General features: G+C 68.9%; 18 protein-coding genes. 2 read left to right on the top strand and 16 right to left on the bottom strand.

The window, feature by feature from the left end:
• The first annotated feature begins 3 nt into the window (after positions 1-3).
• Both WG903_RS09535 and WG903_RS09530 read left to right on the top strand, forming a co-directional pair.
• Positions 4-900, top strand: coding sequence for a LysR substrate-binding domain-containing protein (locus tag WG903_RS09535; protein ID WP_340074649.1), 897 nt, complete (start codon positions 4-6; stop codon positions 898-900).
• Entirely contained in the window at positions 897-2066 is a 1170-nt protein-coding gene (locus WG903_RS09530) for an MFS transporter (protein WP_340074647.1), read from the top strand. Before WG903_RS09535 ends, WG903_RS09530 begins: the two co-directional genes overlap by 4 nt.
• On the opposite strand, the gene WG903_RS09525 is transcribed toward WG903_RS09530, so the two are convergent.
• The 16 genes from WG903_RS09525 to WG903_RS09450 all read right to left on the bottom strand — a co-directional run bounded on the left by WG903_RS09525 (position 2067) and on the right by WG903_RS09450 (position 16820).
• Positions 2067-2714 carry a GntR family transcriptional regulator gene (locus WG903_RS09525; RefSeq protein WP_340074645.1) on the bottom strand — a complete coding sequence of 216 codons (648 nt, stop codon included), beginning with the start codon at positions 2712-2714 and terminating at the stop codon, positions 2067-2069.
• 25 nt (positions 2715-2739) lie between these two features.
• Positions 2740-3555: an HpcH/HpaI aldolase/citrate lyase family protein gene (locus WG903_RS09520; protein ID WP_340074643.1), complete on the bottom strand. Its 816-nt coding sequence runs from the start codon at positions 3553-3555 to the stop codon at positions 2740-2742.
• Positions 3539-4120, bottom strand: coding sequence for a cysteine hydrolase (locus tag WG903_RS09515; protein WP_340074641.1), 582 nt, complete (start codon positions 4118-4120; stop codon positions 3539-3541). Before WG903_RS09515 ends, WG903_RS09520 begins: the two co-directional genes overlap by 17 nt.
• 1 nt (position 4121) lies before the next feature.
• Positions 4122-5321, bottom strand: a complete 1200-nt coding sequence (locus WG903_RS09510) for a CaiB/BaiF CoA transferase family protein (protein ID WP_340074639.1) — start codon at positions 5319-5321, stop codon at positions 4122-4124.
• Positions 5318-6475, bottom strand: a complete 1158-nt coding sequence (locus WG903_RS09505) for a CoA transferase (protein WP_340074637.1) — start codon at positions 6473-6475, stop codon at positions 5318-5320. The genes WG903_RS09510 and WG903_RS09505 overlap by 4 nt, the downstream gene beginning before the upstream one ends.
• An 8-nt stretch (positions 6476-6483) precedes the next feature.
• Positions 6484-7707: an FAS1-like dehydratase domain-containing protein gene (locus WG903_RS09500; RefSeq protein ID WP_340074635.1), complete on the bottom strand. Its 1224-nt coding sequence runs from the start codon at positions 7705-7707 to the stop codon at positions 6484-6486.
• A 91-nt stretch (positions 7708-7798) separates the two neighbouring features.
• Positions 7799-8776, bottom strand: a complete 978-nt coding sequence (locus tag WG903_RS09495; protein WP_340074633.1) for a Bug family tripartite tricarboxylate transporter substrate binding protein — start codon at positions 8774-8776, stop codon at positions 7799-7801.
• A complete protein-coding gene (locus WG903_RS09490; RefSeq protein WP_340074631.1) occupies positions 8773-9699 on the bottom strand; it encodes an SMP-30/gluconolactonase/LRE family protein in 927 nt (308 codons plus the stop codon). The genes WG903_RS09495 and WG903_RS09490 overlap by 4 nt, the downstream gene beginning before the upstream one ends.
• Positions 9696-10436: an ABC transporter ATP-binding protein gene (locus WG903_RS09485; RefSeq protein WP_340074629.1), complete on the bottom strand. Its 741-nt coding sequence runs from the start codon at positions 10434-10436 to the stop codon at positions 9696-9698. The genes WG903_RS09490 and WG903_RS09485 overlap by 4 nt, the downstream gene beginning before the upstream one ends.
• Positions 10429-11217, bottom strand: coding sequence for an ABC transporter ATP-binding protein (locus tag WG903_RS09480; RefSeq protein ID WP_340074627.1), 789 nt, complete (start codon positions 11215-11217; stop codon positions 10429-10431). Before WG903_RS09480 ends, WG903_RS09485 begins: the two co-directional genes overlap by 8 nt.
• Positions 11214-12191 (bottom strand): branched-chain amino acid ABC transporter permease, encoded by a 978-nt coding sequence (locus tag WG903_RS09475; protein WP_340074625.1) that lies wholly within the window; start codon positions 12189-12191, stop codon positions 11214-11216. The genes WG903_RS09480 and WG903_RS09475 overlap by 4 nt, the downstream gene beginning before the upstream one ends.
• Complete coding sequence (locus tag WG903_RS09470; protein WP_340074623.1) at positions 12184-13062, bottom strand: branched-chain amino acid ABC transporter permease; 879 nt, start codon at positions 13060-13062, stop codon at positions 12184-12186. Before WG903_RS09470 ends, WG903_RS09475 begins: the two co-directional genes overlap by 8 nt.
• A gap of 4 nt (positions 13063-13066) precedes the next feature.
• Entirely contained in the window at positions 13067-13975 is a 909-nt protein-coding gene (locus WG903_RS09465) for an NAD(P)-dependent oxidoreductase (RefSeq protein ID WP_340074621.1), read from the bottom strand.
• A 1-nt stretch (position 13976) separates the two neighbouring features.
• Positions 13977-14723 (bottom strand): SDR family NAD(P)-dependent oxidoreductase, encoded by a 747-nt coding sequence (locus tag WG903_RS09460; protein WP_340074619.1) that lies wholly within the window; start codon positions 14721-14723, stop codon positions 13977-13979.
• A gap of 28 nt (positions 14724-14751) precedes the next feature.
• Entirely contained in the window at positions 14752-15591 is an 840-nt protein-coding gene (locus WG903_RS09455) for an FAS1-like dehydratase domain-containing protein (protein WP_340074617.1), read from the bottom strand.
• Positions 15592-15602: 11 nt separating this feature from the next.
• Complete coding sequence (locus WG903_RS09450) at positions 15603-16820, bottom strand: ABC transporter substrate-binding protein (protein WP_340074615.1); 1218 nt, start codon at positions 16818-16820, stop codon at positions 15603-15605.
• Positions 16821-16962 lie beyond the last annotated feature (142 nt).

Below are 16962 nucleotides of genomic sequence, written 5' to 3'. Positions count from 1 at the left end.
TAGATGGAGCTGCGGCACCTGCGCTATTTCGTGAGCCTGGCCGAGTGCCTGTCGTTCACCCGCGCGGCCGAGCGCGTGCACGTCACGCAGTCCACGCTGTCGCACCAGATCAAGCAGCTGGAAGATGAGCTGGGCCACACGCTGTTCGAACGCATCGGCAAGCGCGTGGTGCTCACCGAAGCCGGCGAAACCTTCCTGGGCTACGCGTCGAAAGCCCTGCTGGAAGTCGACCACGGCCTGTCGCACCTGAAGCGCGCGGGCGACGAGCTGACGGGGGAGGTGCGCATCGGCGCCACCGGCAGCTTCAACGTGGGTTTCGTGCCCGAGTGCCTGGCGAACTTCCTCGAGCGCAACCCGACGGTGAAGGTGACGGTGGAAGAGCTCAGCGCCGACGCGATCGGCCAGCGCCTGATCGACGGGACGCTGGACGTGGGCGTGGCCTACGAACCCGCCGACCCCACGCACCTGTGGTTCGAGCCGCTCTACACCGAGGAGATGGTGCTGGTGGTGTCGCCGCGCCATCCGCTCGCGCAACGCAAGCGCGTGCGCATGGTGGAACTGCACCGGCAGGCCATGGTGATGCTGCCGCACTCCTTCGCCACGCGCGACCTGCTCGACGAGTGCTTCAAGAGCTGCGGCGCGGAGCCTGTCGTCGTCGCCGAGATGAACACCATCGCGCCGATGATCGGCCTGGTGGCGCGCACGCAGCTGGCGACGATCATCTCGAGCCTCGCGGTCACCGGCGCCGAGGACGTGAAGACCATCCCCCTGGAAAGCCCGACACCGATGCGCACGCCGGGCATCCTGTGGAAGCGCGATGCCGCGCAGACGCCGGCCGTGCGCTCGTTCGCCGCGGCGATGCGCAAGATGGCGCTGGGCCGGAGCCTGCGCGCGGCATGAACACGCCGCGCCGCGTCCTGCCCGTCATCGTGGCCTCGCAGTTCGCGGGCACGTCGCTCTGGTTCGCCGGCAACGCGGTGCTGCCGGACATCCAGGCGCGGTGGGCGCTGCCCGCGACGGCGGTTGCCACGGTCACATCGGCGGTGCAGCTCGGCTTCGTGCTGGGCACGCTCACGTTCGCGATGCTGATGCTGGCCGACCGCTTGCGGCCCACGCGCGTGTTCATGGTGTGCAGCCTGCTGGCAGCGGCGTGCAACGCGGCGATCGCTCTGCTGGACGGCCAGTTCACCGTGCTGGTCGTGCTGCGCTTCGTGGTCGGCTTCCTGCTGGCGGGCATCTACCCCGTGGGCATGAAGATCGCCGCCAGCTGGTACCGCGAAGGCCTGGGCGCCGCCTTGGGCGTGTTGGTCGGCGCATTGGTCCTGGGAACGGCGCTGCCGCATGGGTTACGCGCCCTGGCGGGCAGCGGCAGCGTGCTGCCCTCGTGGCAGGCCGTGCTGGTGGCCGTCTCCATCCTCGCAGCCATCGGCGGCATCGCAACGGCGCTCTTCGTGCCCGAGCGCGAACGTGGGCCGGGCGTGCCCATCGACGTGCGGGCCTTGCGGACGATCGTGACGCAGCCCAACCTGCGCGCGTCCGTCTTCGGCTATTTCGGCCACATGTGGGAGCTGTATGCGCTGTACGCGCTGGTGCCGCTCATCGCGGCGACGCGCTTCACGGGCACCGACATCAGCGCCCTCGCCTTCTGGGCGATCGCCGCGGGCTTCCTCGGCTGCGCGGTGGGCGGAGGGATGTCGCGCCGCTTCGGCAGCGCGCGCATCGCGGCCTGGCAGCTCGCAACCAGCGGCGTTTGCTGCCTCGCGGCCCCGTGGCTGCTCGAGGCGCCGGCGCCGCTGTTCGTCGCGTGGCTGCTCGTGTGGGGCCTGACCGTCGTCGGCGACTCCCCGCAGTTTTCGGCACTTACCGCACGCAACGCGCCGCCCGAGGTGGTGGGCAGCGTGCTGACGCTGACCAACTGCATCGGCTTCGCGATCTCGGTGGTGAGCATCGAGGCGTTCGTGCGCCTGTCGCAGGCGTATCCGCTGGCGGGTGTGCTGCCGTGGCTGGCCGTGGGGCCCGTCCTGGGACTCTTCGCGCTGCGGCCGCTGCTGGCTCGGCCGCGCTGATCAGGCTTCTTCGGCCTCTTCGGCGGCGGTCTTGAGCACCGACCAGCCCGACTCGATGTGCTTGCGCATCGCGAGCATTGCCGCCGACACGTCGCCGGTGGTCAGCGTGTGCAGGATCTCGTCGTGCTCCTTCACAGCTTCGCTGCCGCGGCCCTTCACGGCGTTGATCAGGTCGAAGGGGTAGCGCGCCCACAGGATCTGCACGAAATGCAGCGTCTGCGGCATCTTGGCGACGTCGTACAGGCGCCGGTGGAAGCGGTAGTTGACACCGCGCGCGGTGGCGCGGTCGCCGCTGTCGAAAGCCTTCTCGAACTCGTCGGCCAAGGCGCGCAGCTCCGTGATGTCCTGCGCCGTGACCTTCTCCACCGCGCCGCGGACCAATTGCGATTCCAGCAGCAGGCGAAGCTGCAGGATTTCGGCGGATGAGGATGCGTCGAAGGGCACGACGCGTGCGCCGCGGTAGGAGTCGCCGCTGATGTAGCCCTCGGCCTCGAGCAGCTTGAGCGCCTCGCGCACGGGCGTGATGCTCAGGTGGAGTTGCTCGGCGATCTCGGCCTGCTTCAGGCGCGAGCCGCGCGGGTACACGCCGGAGATGATCCGCTCGCGCAGGTAGTCGGCGACTTGTTCTTCCTTGGTGCGGTAATCCATGGGGCGGCTGGTGTGCCAGCCAATTCTATGCGGCGGTAGCTGCTGCGATGCGCCTGGCGCGCTCCACGACGGGCTTGTCGATCATCTTTCCGTCCACCGCTGTCGCGGCGCCGCCACTGGTCTCGAACGCCGCGAGCACGCGCTGGGCCCATTCGCGCTCGGCCTGCGACGGCATGAAGGCGTTGTTCACGGCAGCAACCTGCCTGGGGTGGATGCAGAGCTTGCCGCCGAAGCCCAGCTGGCGCGAACGCTGGGCGTCCTGCGTCATGCGGGCCGGGTCGTTGAATTCCAGGCTCACGCCGTCGATGGGCGCATGCAGCCCCGCATGGCACGAAGCCAGGACGATGGCCGTGCGCACCGAAGTCAGGGCCTCGCCCTCGTCGACGATGCCCGACTCGCCCGAGAAGTCGACGCTGCCGAAGGCGATACGTTCGACGCCGGGGAAGCCCGCGACTTCGCGCAGCTCCAGGTAGCCGGCCACCGTTTCCACCAACGCGATCAGGCGCCGCCCCGGCAGTGCGGCGACGGTGCGCGCGAGGGACGCAACCTCCGCTTTCGGCAGCATGGTGGTCGCATGCGCGTGGGCTTTCAGCATCGCCACGTCGGCTTCGTACCAGGGGGTGTCGGCGCCATTGATGCGCACGATCGCCTGGCCGCCGCCGGCGAGCCACTGCGCCACGCTGCTTCGTGCCGCATCCTTGGCCGCAGGCGCAACCGCGTCTTCCAGGTCCAGGATGACCTCGTGCGCGCCGCTGGCCGCCGCCTTTTCGAAACGCTCCGGCCGGTCGCCGGGCACGAAGAGCAGCGTGCGCGCGATGCGGGCGTTATTCGAAAGCGACATCGTTCGAGGTCGTGAGCTTGCAGAAGCGCTTGAGGCCGCCGACGGCGTTGTCGTGCTCCTCGGCCGACATGCCGCAGCAGCCGTCCTCGATCACCACGATCTCGTAGTCGCGGTCGTGGCCTTCGCGCACGGTGGCTTGCACCACGGCATTGGTCGAAATGCCCGAGCAGTAGATGCGCTTGACGCCGTTGGCGCGCAGGATCGCTTCGAGGCTCGTGGCGTAGAAGGGGCTGACGCGGTGCTTGACGATGTCGAAGTCGGTGTCTTTCTGGCCGAGGTCCGGATGTGTTTCGGTGCCCCAGGTGCCCAGCTTGAAGATGCCGTTCTTCCTGGCGCCCGAGAAGATGGGCGAGTTCGGCGGGCACTCGCGGTAGTCGGGCGAGAAGCCCACGCGCACGAAGCCCACCGGCACGCCGGCGGCGCGCGCCTTGTCGATCGCGCGGCGCGTGTTCTCGATGACCTTGCGGCCGCGCACCTGTTCGCCGTACGCCGCCTTGCCGTTGGGGCCGTCGGCGTGCACCAGGTCGTTCATCATGTCGAGCACGAGGTAGATGGAGGAGGTCATGTCAGTAGATCACTTCGCGGGTTTCGAGGTCGCTGCGCTGCGCCGAACTCATGCCCAGCAGCTCGCCGAACACATAGTCCTCGTCCTGCCCCAGCGTCGGCGTGAGCCGGTGGATGCCGACCTCGTCGTTGCGCTGGAAGCGCGCGGGCGCGCCGACGGCCAGGCGCTTCGGGATGCCGGGCGCGCTGACTTCGGTGAGCGAGCCGCGCGCGCGCATGTGCGCATCGGCGGCGATGTCTTCCATGTGCCAGGAAACGTGCGCGCACACGCCGGCCTTCTGCAATTCGGCGGCGGCTTCGTCGGCGTTGTGCGTCGAAAGCCAGCGCGTCACGAGTTCGTCGACTTCCGCGCGATGCGCAACGCGCTGCACGGCCGTGGCGAAGCGCGGCTCCGCCGCGCCGTTGCCGATGACGCGCACCAGCGCGCCCCATTCGGCGTCGTTGCGCACGGCCAGCGTGAGCCAGCGATCGGGCTCGGCCGTGTGGTACACGCCCGAGGGCGCCATCTCGAGATCCGCATTGCCCGGGCGCTGCGGCGCCAGGCCGAGGCTCGCAAGCACGAGCGCATCGCCGATCATGGCCGAGGCGACTTCACGCGCGGCCAGGTCGACGTGCTGCGCCTGCCCCGTGCGGCGCCGCTGGTGCAGGGCCGCGAGCGTCGCGGTGGCCGCATGCAGCCCCGCGGAGTGGTCCATCACGTGGCGCATCTCGACGGGCGGCCCGTCGCTGTAGCCGCTCATCCAGCCCAGGCCGCCCCACGCGCCGAACAGCGGCGCGTAGCCGGCGAAGTGCGAATCGGGACCGTTCTGGCCGGAAGATGACAGGGAGAGCATGACGAGGTCGCGCTTGACCTCGCACAGGTCGTCGAAGCCCAGGCCCAGGCGCTTCATCACGCCGGGGCGGAAGCTCTCGGCCGTGACGTCGGACGCCACGACCAGCTTCTTCGCGATTTCCACCGCTTCGGGCTGCTTGAGGTTCAGGCGCACCGAGAGTTTGTTCGCCGACACCTGGTCGAACGTGGCTGCCGTCATGCGGCCGTAAACCGCGTGCGGCTTGCGGAACGCGTCGGGCCGCGTGCGGCTTTCGATCTTGATGCACTCCGCGCCCAGCTGCGACAGCAGGTGCGTGCAGAAAGGGCCGGCGGCGTGGATCGTGAAGTCGGCGATGCGCACGCCGGCCAGCGGCGCGTTGCGGGCGGTCATGCCTTCGCCCCTTCGTTCAGGCGCGGCACGCGGCCGCCGCCCTTCAGTGGCGAGCGGCGGAACTGGAACGGCGCCACCAGCACTTCGGCGGGCTTGCCGCTTTCCAGCGTCGCGGGCGCAAAGAGGCCGCGCGCGCGTTCGTGTTCACCACCCGCCACTTCGGCGGGCGTGCGGTACTTGGCTGCGGGCACGCCGAGCTCCTGCGCGCGGCGCACGATGTCCTCGACGTCGTGGCGCGCCATCCACTCGCGCACGTGGCGGTTGATCTCGTCGCCGCGGCGGCTGCGCTCCAGCGGGTCGTTCAGCTTCTCGTCCTGCGCCCACTCGGGGTTCTCGAGCAGCTCGACGAGCCCGCTCCATTGGCGGTCTTCCAGCGTGAGCAACTCGATGAAGCCGCCCTTGGCCTCGAACACGCCGCCGTAGCGGAACTTGCGCGTGGCGCGGTGCTCCAGCGAGCCGTCACCGAGGCGCTGCAAGGCGAACGCACCCACCGACAGGACGGCGTCCTGCACCGACACGTCGACCACCTGGCCGCCACTCGTATCGACAGCCCACCACGCGGAGAGCGCGCACATCGCCGCCATGCAACCGCCCTGGTAGCCGGCGAAGGGGCCGTAGATCTTGAGCGGCGGGCGATCGGGGAAGAGCTCGTTCGAATAGCCGTTGGGGAGCAGGTAGCCCTCGCCGCCCGAGTGCAGGAGGTTCACTTCCTCCGCATCCCAGCCGGCCTTGGGGCCCGTCGCGCCGAAAGGCAGGACGCTCACGAACACGAGCTTCGGGAAACGCTTGACGATCTCGTCGGGCACGAAGCCGTGGGCTGCTCGCTCGCGCACCGGCGTGTCGTCGATGAAGATGTCGGCGCCGTCGAGCTCGCGCTCCAGCACCTGCTTGCCCAGCTTCGATTGCGGGTCGCAGGAGAAGCTGCGCTTGCCCACCGCGAGGTAGGCGAAGAGCGCGCTCTCGCCGGTGCCGTCGATCAGCGGCGCGGCCTTGCGCAGCGCCGAGCCGCCGGGCGGCTCGAGCATCACGACCTCCGCACCCATCGACGCGAGCAGCCGGCCCGCATAGGCCGCCGCCACCGTGCGCGAGCGCTCGACGACGCGGCAGCCCGCGAGCGGCAGCGCCGCCGATTGCTTCTTGTCCTGCGACTGCATGCGTTCGATCAGCGGACGACCGGCAGCTCGAGGTCGCAGTTGGAGCCGTCGAGGAACGCCGGCAGCTTCACGTCGCGCGAAGGCAGCGCCACGGTGGCGATACCGGGCGTCGTGACTTCACCGCGCTGGTTCTCGGCGGCGATCTCGATGTCCACCAGCGCCGTCTGGCCCTTGATGTACTTGCGCACGACCTTGCCCTTGCAGAACGTCGTGTCGCCCACGATGTTGAAGCGGCGCATCTCGGTGCGAACGCGCTTGAGCACGCCGGCGTCGCCCATCCAGTTGGTGACCATCGAGGCCATCCACGAGGAGCGCTGCGGGCCGTAGTCGTAGGTGCCGGGCACGCCGACTTCCTTGGCCACGGACTCGCGGTGGTGGCCGATGCCGGTGTACTCCACGCCGCCGCCCGCCTCGGGGTTGCGGAAGAAGTGGCCCGGGTGCTTGACGGCTGCCTGCAGCACGACGCCGTGCGTATGGCCGCGGCCGCAACCCACCAGGAAGCCCATGGTGTCCATCAGCGACAGCGGGCCGCGCGCGATGGTCGGCAGCTCTTCGCCGACTTCGACTTCTTCCCAGTAGCGCACGTTGGCGCCGCGGATGTTCTTGGGCTCGTCCAGCACCATCTGGTCGATGCGGTCGTGCTCTTCGTTCGAGTATTCGTACTGCTTGATCTCGTTGTACTTGCCGGTCTCTTTCGCGGCCTTGCGCTCGTGGCGCGTGCAGGTGCCCAGGGCGCGGGCGACGAGTTCGCTGCGCTGGTTGTAGTAGCAGGCCTCGACGTACTGCAGCACGAGGCGGCCGGAGAACTTGCTTTCCTTCTCTTCGACGCCGACCACGCGCTCGATCGCCGTGATGCGGTCGCCCGGCTTGACGTGGCGGAACAGCTCCCAGTCGTTGCCGGCGTAGAAGCCGTGCACGCCGGGCAAGCCCCAACGCGTGCGACCCAGCCAGCCGAAGGCCATGGGGAACATCGGGTGGCCGATGACGGAGCCGTAGCGCGTGGACGCACCGTAGCCGACGTCGCGGTACAGCGGGTTCAGGTCGCCGATGCCGTTGCACCAGTTGCGCAGCGTGTCCGCCGTGGCGTCCTGGAGGTACGGGCCTTCGGGGCGCAGCTGCAGGCCGATCATGGCGCGGGCGGCGGCGATGGCCTCGTCGGTGATCAGGCCCTGGGCCGGGGCGGATTTTGCGTGGGCGATGTCGGATTCGGGGGCGTTGATGACGGTGCTCAAGTGGAGACTCCTGTGTGCTGGATCATATTCAATGCAGAATGCATTCTTTTAGAAAACGGCCTCGCTGTCAAGGGAAATCGCGAGTTTTCCCTTAGTCGACGCGGATATCCGCGGCCTTGATGGTGGCGCCCCACTTGGTCCGCTCGTCCCGAACGAATGCATCAAGCTGGGCAGGCGCCATATAAAGCGGCTCGACGCCGATGTCGAGCATCTTCTTGCGCGTCTCGGGGTTCTGGAGGGCGCGCTGCAAGTGTTGGCTAACTTTCTGGACGATCTCAGGCGGCGTCCCCTTGGGCGCGAACAGCGCGTCCCAGGCCACGACGTCGAAGCCGGGCACGCCCTGCTCTGCCACGGACTTCACGCCGGGCAGCATCTCGCTGGGCTTGAGCGACGTGATGCCCAGGACCTTGAGCTTGCCGCTGGTCACGTGCGGGCGCGCCGCGGTGACGGTGTCGATCACCAGCGGGATCTGCCCGCCGAGCACGTCGGTCATCGACTGCGCCGAGGCCTTGTACTTCACGGCGAACAGCGGCGCATTCGCCTGCTTCACGAATTGCGCGAACACGACGCTCGCGGTGGTGCTGGGCAGGCCGACGTTCAGCGTGTTCGGCTTGGCCTTCGCACGCGCGATCAGTTCGGCGATGCCGTTGGCCGGCAGGTCGGGAGCCGTCGTAGCGATCACCATCGGCAGCAGGCCCACCATCGCGACGCCGTCGAAGTCCTTCTGCGGATCGAAGCCGAGGTTGGGGTAGAGGAACTCGTTCGCCGCGTTGGTCGCGTTGGTGCCGAAGAGGAAGGTGTAGCCGTCGGGCGCGGCCTTCGCGGCGGCGGCTGTCCCGATGTTGCCGCCCGCGCCGGCGCGGTTGTCGATCACGATCGCCTGGCCCAGCGTCTTCTCGATCTCGCGCGACACCAGGCGGATCAGCACGTCGGCGCCCTGCCCCGCGGCATACGGCACGATGATGCGGATCGGCTTGTCGGGCCAAGCGGATTGCGCGAAGGCACTCGTCGTGAGGACGGCGGCGGCGGCGCCGAGCAGCAGCCGGCGGGTGAACTTCAGGGATGTCATGCGTCGAGCTCCAGGCCGGCGCGCGGCCAGCGTGCGGCGAACAACTGCCCGTAGCCGGACAGGGTGATGAAGGCGGTGCGGCGGTCCGCCCCGCCGAATGCGATGTTGGTGCAATAGCCTTCGGGCGCTTCGTGGAACTCCAGCCACTCGCCGGCGGGCGAGAACACGCTGACGCCGCCGCGCACGAGCGTGGCGACGGCGATGTTGCCGCCCTCTTCCACCGCGAGCGAATCGAAGCGCTGGAAGCCCGGCAGGCCGTGCACCAGCTTGCCGCCGTTGGGCGACGGCCAGGGCTCATGGCCCAGCACGCCCGGCTCCTTCACCGGGTACGACCACAGGCGGCTCGTTTCCGTTTCCGTCACGTACAGCGTGTGGCCGTCGGGCGACAGGCCGATGCCATTGGGCGTGAGCACCGGGTGCGCGGCGCGGCGGATGGACTGGCCGTCGGTGCGCGCGTAGTACACGGCGCCGCGCAGGATGCGGTCCTCGAAGGTCTTGCCGAAGTCGGTGAACCAGAAGCCGCCAAGGCCGTCGAAGACGATGTCGTTCGGGCCGTGCAGCGGGATGCCGTCGCACTCGGTGAAGAGCACCTCGACGCGGCCCGTCTCCAGGCTCACGCGCTGGATGCAGCCGCCCTTGTAGTCGGCGGCAGGGCCGGTGGGGCGCGTGAAGCCGTCGTCGGTGCGCCAGCTGAAGCCGCCGTTGTTGCAGACGTAGACGTGGCCGTCGGGCCCGAGCGCCGCGCCATTCGGCCCGCCGCCCAGATCCGCGATCACTTTCTTCTCGCCGTTCGGCAGCACGCGCGTGAGCGTGCCGGCGGCGATCTCGACCACGATCACGCTGCCGTCGGGCATGGCGATCGGGCCTTCGGGGAACCGCAGGCCCGTCGCGACGACTTCGCCTTCCAGCTTCAACTGCTTCATGCGTGCGCCTCCTCGCGCGAACCGAGGTAGGCGTCGATGGCGCGCTGGCGGCCTTCGCGGCTGCGCAGCGAATCCGCATCGAGCTCGCCGACGATGTGGCCGTGGCGCATGACCCACGCGCGGGAAGCCAGCTTCGCGGCGGCGTGGAAGCTCTGTTCGACGAGCAGCGCCGTGAGCTGGTGCTCCCGCTGGATCTTCGCGAGCCGCTCGTACACGCGCGCGACGAGCAGCGGCGCAAGGCCCAGCGACGGCTCGTCCAGCAGGATCAGGCGCGGCGCCGACATCAGGCCGCGGCCGATGGCCAGCATCTGCTGCTCACCGCCGCTCAACAGGCCCGCCGGCGCCTTCAGGCGGTTGGCGATCTCGGGGAAGAAATCCAGCACCATGTCGCGGCGCGTGGCACGCGTGCGCGAGTCGACGAAGTACGAGCCGAGCGTGAGGTTCTCCGACACGCTCAGGTCGGCGACGACGGCGCGGCCTTCGGGCACGTAGACGATGCCGGCCTTGAAGCGCTTGGCTGCGTCCAGGTGCGAGATGTCGGCGCCGTCGAACACGATGCGCCCTTCGCACTTCTCGAGCCCGGCGATGGCGCGCAGCGTGCTCGACTTGCCCGCGCCGTTGGCGCCCAGCAGCGCCGCGACGGAGCCGGACGGCACCGCCAGCGAGACGCCGTGCACGGCCGGCCCGCCGCCGTAGGTCACGGTCAGGCCTTCGACCTTCAGCAGCGCGTCACTCATCGTCGTCCCCCAGGTACACGCGCACGACTTCCGGGTTCGAGCGGATCTGCTCCGGGTTGCCCGAGGCGAGCAGCTTGCCGACGTTGAGCACGTGGATGGCGTCGCACACTTCCATGATCAGGTCCATGTCGTGTTCGACGACGACGAGCACGAGTTGCGGCGAACGCAGCTTCTTGAGCGCATTCGAGAGGTCATGCGTCTCGACGGAGTTCAGGCCGGCCGCCGGTTCGTCGAGCAGCAGCACGCGCGGCTCGCCGACGATGGCACGCGCGATCTCGGCCAGGCGCAGCACGCCGGGCGGCAGCTGGGTCGGCAGTTCGTCGGCGACGTTGGCGATGCCCAGCTTGGCCAGCGCGGCGACGGCGAGTTCGCGGTTGCGCGCCCGTTCGCGCTTGCCCGATGCAAAGGGCAGGAAGGCATCGAGCCAGCCCGAGTGCGACTGCCGGTCCAGGCCGATCATCACGTTCTCGGCGATGGTGAGCTCCGGGCACAGCGCCACGTGCTGGAAGCTGCGCGAGAAGCCGAGCGCGGCGCGGCGCGTGGGCGGCACGCCCTCCAGGCGCATCTCGCCGAAGCGGATGCTGCCCTTCTGCGGCGAGTACAGGCCCGTCAGGCAATTGAAGAAGCTGGTCTTGCCCGCGCCGTTGGGGCCGATGAGGCCGGTGATCTCGCCAGGCTTCAGCTGCAGCGCGATCTGCTGCAGCACCTGGTTGCCGCCGAAGGAGAGCGACAGGTCGTCGACGACGAGCGGCACCATGTCCGCGAAGGCCACGGTGCTCATGCCTGGCCTCCTTCGAGGCGCGCGCGCAGCTTGGCGGGCAAGGCGTTCACGCCCAGCACCACCGCGAGCAGCGCGCTGCCGTAGAGGATGGGCACCCAGTCGCCCGCGCCGGCCAGCAGCAGCGGCATCAGCGTGAGGAACAGGCCGCCGATGATGCTGCCCATGATGGACAGCGAATACAGGCTCACCACCGAGCCGACCAGCAGGAAGATCGACGTCCACAGCGTGAAGCTGTTGGGCGAGACGGTCGACGAGCTGAAGGACAGCAGCGCGCCGGCGATTCCCGCGATGCCGGCGCTCAGCGCCATGGCTGAGAGGCGCGCCCAGCTGCGGCGAACGCCGAAGGACTCGGCGGCGTGCGCCGACGTGCGGATCAGGAGCAGCGCCATCGCCTGGCGCGAACGGCGGAAATGCCGCAGCAGCAGCACCACCACGACCAGGCCGCCGAGCGGCAGGTAGTAGCGCTGCATCGACTTCGCCACGCCCGGGATCGCATCGAGCTTGACGTACAGGCCCTCGTAGCCGCCGGAGATCGACGAGTAGTGCAACAGCACTTCCGGCAACGCAAGCGCGAGGGCCATCGTCGCCACCGCGAGGTAGATGCCCGAGATGTTGCGCGAGGGGAAGGCGAAGATGATCCCGAGCACCGCGCCGACCGCCGCCGCGATGGGCAGGCTGGCCAGCAGCGACAGGCCGAAGTACTTTTCCATCAGCGCCACCGTGTACGCGCCCGCGGCGACGAACACGCCGTGGCCGATGGACACCTCGCCCGCGTAGCGCACGAGGAAGCTCACGGAGATGATGGCGATCGCGTTGGCGAAGCACAGGCCCAGCGTGAAGGTCCAGTAGCCGCTGAAGACCAGCGGCAGCACCAGCAGCGCGGCGACGCCCAGCGCGCTGATGCCGCCGGTCCAGCGCCGCGTCGCAGGCCGCGCGGGCGCTTCGGTGGGCAGGGAGATGGCTGCGCTAGACACGGGCACCTCCGCGCACGGCGAGCACGCCCTTCGGGAAAGCGTTGAGCACCAGCAGGATCGTGGCCAGCAGGTAGGTGTTGTTGAATTCGGCCGCCACGTAGAACGAGAGCAGGTTCATGAGCACACCGATGAAGATGCCGCCCACCACCGCGCCAGGCAGGCTGGCGAAGCCGCCGACCACCGCCGCGGCGAAGGCCTGCAGCATGAAGGACGAGACGCTGGTGGACGAGAGGAAGGTCGTCGGGACGATGAGCAACGATGCGACGAGGCCCAGCAGCCCGGCGACGACCCATGAGAACAGGTGCACGCGACGCAGGTTCAGGCCGCACACGCGGCTGGCAAAGGGATTGGCCGACACCGCACGGAACGCGATGCCGATGCGCGTGCGTTCGATCAGCACGTAGAGCAGGCCGATGGCAGAGGCCGTCACGCCCAGCACGGCCAGGTCATACGCCGTCACGCGGATCGGACCCAGCTGCGTCTTCCACGCGGGCAGCGGCAGGTCGAGCGACACCACGTTCGAGCCGAAGATCAGTTGCGTGACGCCTTGGGCGATCAGGCCCACGCCCAGTGTCGCGATCGTGCTCGTCAGGTCGGACTTGAACACCAGCGGTGCGATGAGGAAGTAGCTCAGCGCCATCACGGCGACGATGATCGCCAGCGTCACCAGGAAGGCCGGCCCCCAGGCCCAGTTGGCGAAGATGCCGCCCGTGAAGCCGAACACCAGGAACGCCGCGAGGCCCGCGAGGTTGCCGTGCGCGAAGTTGACGACGTTGGAGCTCTTGTAGATCAGCACGATGCCGATCGCGCCCATGGCATAGAGGCAGCCGCTGACCATGCCGGACCAGACGAGGCCGATGAGGTCGCCCATGGCGTCAGGCCTTGTCCGCCGGCGCGGGGCCGATGTTCTTGTAGATCACCTCGATCACCGCCGGGAAGTAGCGGCCCGAAAAGCCGTTCTGCGCGGTCGAGGCGTAGTAGCGCTTGGCCAGTTGCGTCACGTGCGTGCCCACGCCGGTTTGCTCGGCGAGCTCCAGCACGTAGCTGATGTCCTTGAGCACGTACTCGGGCGAGAACGACTTATCCGGGAACTCGCGCGGCAGCATGGCCTTGCGCCCGTGGTTGCGCAGCACGAAGCTGTCGCCCGAGCCTTTCGACACGGCGTCGAGCAGCACCGCGGGCTGCACGCCCGCGCGCTCGCCCAGCACCATCATCTCCGCCAGCGCCATGGTGTTCTCGAACACCAGCGCGTTGTTGATCAATTTGACGACCTGGCCGCAGCCGACGCGGCCGCAATGCGTCACGTCCGAGCCGATGTAGCGCAAGAGCGGCTCGACGCGCGCGAAGAGCGCGTCGTCGGCGCCGACCATGATGCTCAGCTCGCCGCGCTGCGCCGCTTCACGCGTGCGCGCGACCGGCGCATCGGCGAACTCGACACCCTTGGCCTTGAGCACTTCGGCGATGTTGCGTGCCGAGGCTACCGTGGTGGTGCTCAGGTCGACGATCACGGCGGGCTTGCGCGTGCCGCTGGTGAGCGCCGTGCACACCTGCTCCACCTGCGGCCCGCCGGGCAGCGAGAGGAAGACAACGTCGGCGAGCGCCGCGACGGCGGCGACCGACTGGGCGCGGTGGCCCTTGGTGTCCGCCAGCGCGGCGAAGGCGGCGTCGTTCATGTCGAACGCCACCACTTCGCCCGCGTGCTTGAGCGCCATGTTGCGGCACATCGGCCCGCCCATCACGCCCAGGCCGATGAAGCCGATCACGGGGGTTGAGTTGCCGGCCATGTCAGTCCATCCACATGCCGCCGCTGATGTCCAGCGACGTGCCGGTGATCCAATTGGATGCCGGCGAGCAGAGGAAGAGCGCGGCTTGCGCGATGTCGTCGGCGTTGCCGTAGCGGCCCAGCGGCACCGTGGCGTTGGCCGCGGGCGCTTGCGTGCCGCCGGTGACGTTGGCCCACATCGCGGTTTCCACCGGCCCGGGGGCCAGCGTGTTGGCGTACACACCGTGCTGCGCGCCGGCCTTGGCGATCCAGCGGATCATCCCGTGCACCGCCGCCTTCGACGACACGTAAGCGGGGCCGGAAGCGACGCCGCCGTTCTTCGCGGCGATGGAACCGGCCGCGAGGATCTTGCCGTAGCCGTTCTTGCACATCAGCGGGAACAGCTTGCGCGCAGGGTTCACGACGCCCATCACGTTGACGTTGAGGATCGAATCCCACTCCTCGTCGGTGCTGTCCGCGAGCGGCGTCTTGGCGATGATGCCCGCGCACAGCACGAGGATGTCGACCTTGCCGTGCTCGGCAATCACCGCATCGACCACCTTGTCGGTGGACGTGCGCGAGGTCACGTCGTAGGGGCGGTAGCGGATGCCGGGGCCGATGTCTTCGTGCTCGGCGCGGTCGGTGGCGACCACGGTGGCGCCGGCCTGCTTGAATGCTTGCGAGATCGCGCGGCCCATGCCGCCGGCGCCGCCGGTGATCAGCGCGACCTGGCCGTCGAGGCGTGCGGGGCCGCTCAGGTGTTGTGCCATTGGGGAAGGACTCCTGGAAGGAAAAGGATCAGCGGAAGGCCGCGGTGGCCGACATGGCGAGCTCGCCGTCGGGGCCACGCGCCCACAGGGCGAGCGTGCCGTCTTCGGCCGTGCGGCCTTCGAGGCGGAAGGTGCGGCCGACGAACAGCGGGCTGACGCCGCGGAAGTCGAAGCTCGCCAGCTGGCGGCCCTTGCCTTGCTCGAGCGCAAGCTGTTGCAAGAGCGTTGCCGTCAGCGGGCCGTGCACGACGAGGCCGGGGTAGCCCTCTTCGGCGGTCGCGTACGGCTGGTCGTAGTGGATGCGGTGGCCGTTGAAGGTCAGCGCCGAGTAGCGAAACAGCAGCGTCGTGTCGGGCGTGAACTCGCGGCTGAATTGCGCGACGCCGTCGAAAGGCGTGGGCGCGGCGGCGGGTGTGCCGGGGGGCGTCGCCTCGCGGTACACGATGTCCTGTTCCTCGACGATGCAGCGCTCCTTGCCGCACGACGTCGTGTGTTCGACCGTGACGAACCACAGCGCCCCGCGCTTGCCCGTCTTGTTTTCGACCTTCTTGATCAGGCTGAGCTTGGTGGCCGTCGCATCCACCGGGATGTCGGCGAGGTAGCGCACGCGGCTGCCGGCCCACATGCGGCGCGGCAGCTCGATGGGCGGCAGGAACCCGCCGCGTTGCGGGTGGCCGTCGGTGCCCAGGCCGCTGCGCTTCACGACGGGATTGAAGAACAGCCATTGCCAGCCGGGCGGCAGCGCGTCGCCGGCGTGCGGCACGCGCTCGATGTCCAGCGTGGCGGCGAGTCCTTGCACGGCAGGCGCGAGGATGCGCTCGGTGCGCTCCTCCTCGCGGCCCACCCAGCCTTCGTAGGGGTTGGTCACTCGCGTTTCCCTTACGCGAGCTTGGCGTCGAACACGTCGGACGGGTAGGCCTTGAACTCGCGGATCAGCTTGAAGCTGCCGTCGGGCATCGCCTGGACGATGCCTTCCTGCCGCGCACCGCGGTGGTCGCCGGCCTTGAAGCTCACGTTGCGCGCGCCGCCCACCGTCTGGTTGTTCATCGTCTCCATGACGGCGACGAGGTTCTCGCGCGTCAGCGGCTTGCCGCTTTGCAGCAGCGCCTTGAAGCCGGCGACGAAGAGGGCGCCGTTGCTCCAGCCGTTCAGGCCGAACACGCCGACGGGGTCGGCCGGGTAGTACTTGGCGACGTTGTCGCGGTACGCCTTGACGTCCGGGTCTTCCGCCGTGACGGGCATGAGCCACGACGAGAAGTACGTGCCATTGAGCAGGTCGCCCGCGAGCTTGCGCGTCGTCGGGTCGGCGGTGAAGAACGGCGCCATCCACTTCGCGTCGTAGCCGATGCGCTCGGCGGACTTCTGCGCGGCGGCGAGGTTGGCGTTGGAGCCGAAGAGGATCACCACGTCGGCCTTCGCGTTCGCGAGGCGGCGCACGTGCGGCGTGAAATCGGTGTTGCGCACTTCGAAGGGGATCGACTCGGCGCCTTCCTTCTTCAGCGTGGCCAGGTGCAGGTCGAAACCGCGCTTGGCCGAGCGGCCCAGCTCGTCGTTCTGCCAGAGCAGCGCGACGCGGCTGGCCTTCAGGTCCTTCAGCGCGTAATCGAGGTTGGATGCGGCCGACCACCCGTAGTCGGGCAGCAGCGGGAACACCAGCTTCTCGGCGAAGAGCGCGGAGGCGCCGCCGATCGGGCCGATCATGGGCAGGCCGACTTCCTTCGCGTAGGGAATCACCGCGACCGATTGCGCCGTGCCCACGGGGGCGGCCAGCGCGAAGATCTTGTTTTCTTCGACCAGGCGGCGCGACACCGCCACGCTGCGCGCCGGCTCGTAGCCGTCGTCGTAGGTGACGTAGTTGATCTTCCAGCCGTTGCCCAGCGCGTTGGTCTCGTTGGCCCACTTGAAGCACGACTCCGCCGCATGCGTGAGGATCGCGTAGAAGGGAACGGGCCCGCTGATGGGGGTGAAGGCGCCGACCGTCACGGTCTTGGCCGCCATGTCGATGCCGGGGGCGGCTTGCTGCGCGTGGGCCAGGCCCGGGAGGGCGACGGCGGCTGCGGCGGCGGTGCCGGACGAGAGGAAGGTCCTTCTGCGCATGTATGAGTCTCCTGGGGTCGTGGGCCGCGGTCCGCAGCCTTCAAGAATGCATTCTATAAGAAACATTACTTGACGCCAAGTGCGGGTTTTCCCGTCGCTACCATTGGGAACTCAACAGAAAGGGCTAATTGGCGCGGCGGTC

Origin of the sequence: Ramlibacter sp. PS4R-6 (assembly GCF_037572775.1) — a bacterium.
In the GTDB taxonomy this organism is placed as follows: domain Bacteria; phylum Pseudomonadota; class Gammaproteobacteria; order Burkholderiales; family Burkholderiaceae_C; genus Ramlibacter.
This window is presented reverse-complemented; position numbering and strand designations above follow the sequence as displayed.

Excerpts from the sequence above, each read along its gene's own strand:
- WG903_RS09520 (WP_340074643.1), bottom strand. The coding sequence starts at position 3,555 with ATGTCGCTTTCGAATAACGCCCGCATCGCGCGCACGCTGCTCTTCGTG.
- WG903_RS09530 (WP_340074647.1), top strand. The coding sequence starts at position 897 with ATGAACACGCCGCGCCGCGTCCTGCCCGTCATCGTGGCCTCGCAGTTC.
- WG903_RS09505 (WP_340074637.1), bottom strand. The coding sequence starts at position 6,475 with ATGCAGTCGCAGGACAAGAAGCAATCGGCGGCGCTGCCGCTCGCGGGC.
- WG903_RS09525 (WP_340074645.1), bottom strand. The coding sequence starts at position 2,714 with ATGGATTACCGCACCAAGGAAGAACAAGTCGCCGACTACCTGCGCGAG.
- WG903_RS09450 (WP_340074615.1), bottom strand. The coding sequence starts at position 16,820 with ATGCGCAGAAGGACCTTCCTCTCGTCCGGCACCGCCGCCGCAGCCGCC.
- WG903_RS09515 (WP_340074641.1), bottom strand. The coding sequence starts at position 4,120 with ATGACCTCCTCCATCTACCTCGTGCTCGACATGATGAACGACCTGGTG.
- WG903_RS09485 (WP_340074629.1), bottom strand. The coding sequence starts at position 10,436 with ATGAGTGACGCGCTGCTGAAGGTCGAAGGCCTGACCGTGACCTACGGC.
- WG903_RS09495 (WP_340074633.1), bottom strand. The coding sequence starts at position 8,776 with ATGACATCCCTGAAGTTCACCCGCCGGCTGCTGCTCGGCGCCGCCGCC.
- WG903_RS09460 (WP_340074619.1), bottom strand. The coding sequence starts at position 14,723 with ATGGCACAACACCTGAGCGGCCCCGCACGCCTCGACGGCCAGGTCGCG.
- WG903_RS09535 (WP_340074649.1), top strand. The coding sequence starts at position 4 with ATGGAGCTGCGGCACCTGCGCTATTTCGTGAGCCTGGCCGAGTGCCTG.
- WG903_RS09480 (WP_340074627.1), bottom strand. The coding sequence starts at position 11,217 with ATGAGCACCGTGGCCTTCGCGGACATGGTGCCGCTCGTCGTCGACGAC.
- WG903_RS09470 (WP_340074623.1), bottom strand. The coding sequence starts at position 13,062 with ATGGGCGACCTCATCGGCCTCGTCTGGTCCGGCATGGTCAGCGGCTGC.
- WG903_RS09465 (WP_340074621.1), bottom strand. The coding sequence starts at position 13,975 with ATGGCCGGCAACTCAACCCCCGTGATCGGCTTCATCGGCCTGGGCGTG.
- WG903_RS09510 (WP_340074639.1), bottom strand. The coding sequence starts at position 5,321 with ATGACCGCCCGCAACGCGCCGCTGGCCGGCGTGCGCATCGCCGACTTC.
- WG903_RS09490 (WP_340074631.1), bottom strand. The coding sequence starts at position 9,699 with ATGAAGCAGTTGAAGCTGGAAGGCGAAGTCGTCGCGACGGGCCTGCGG.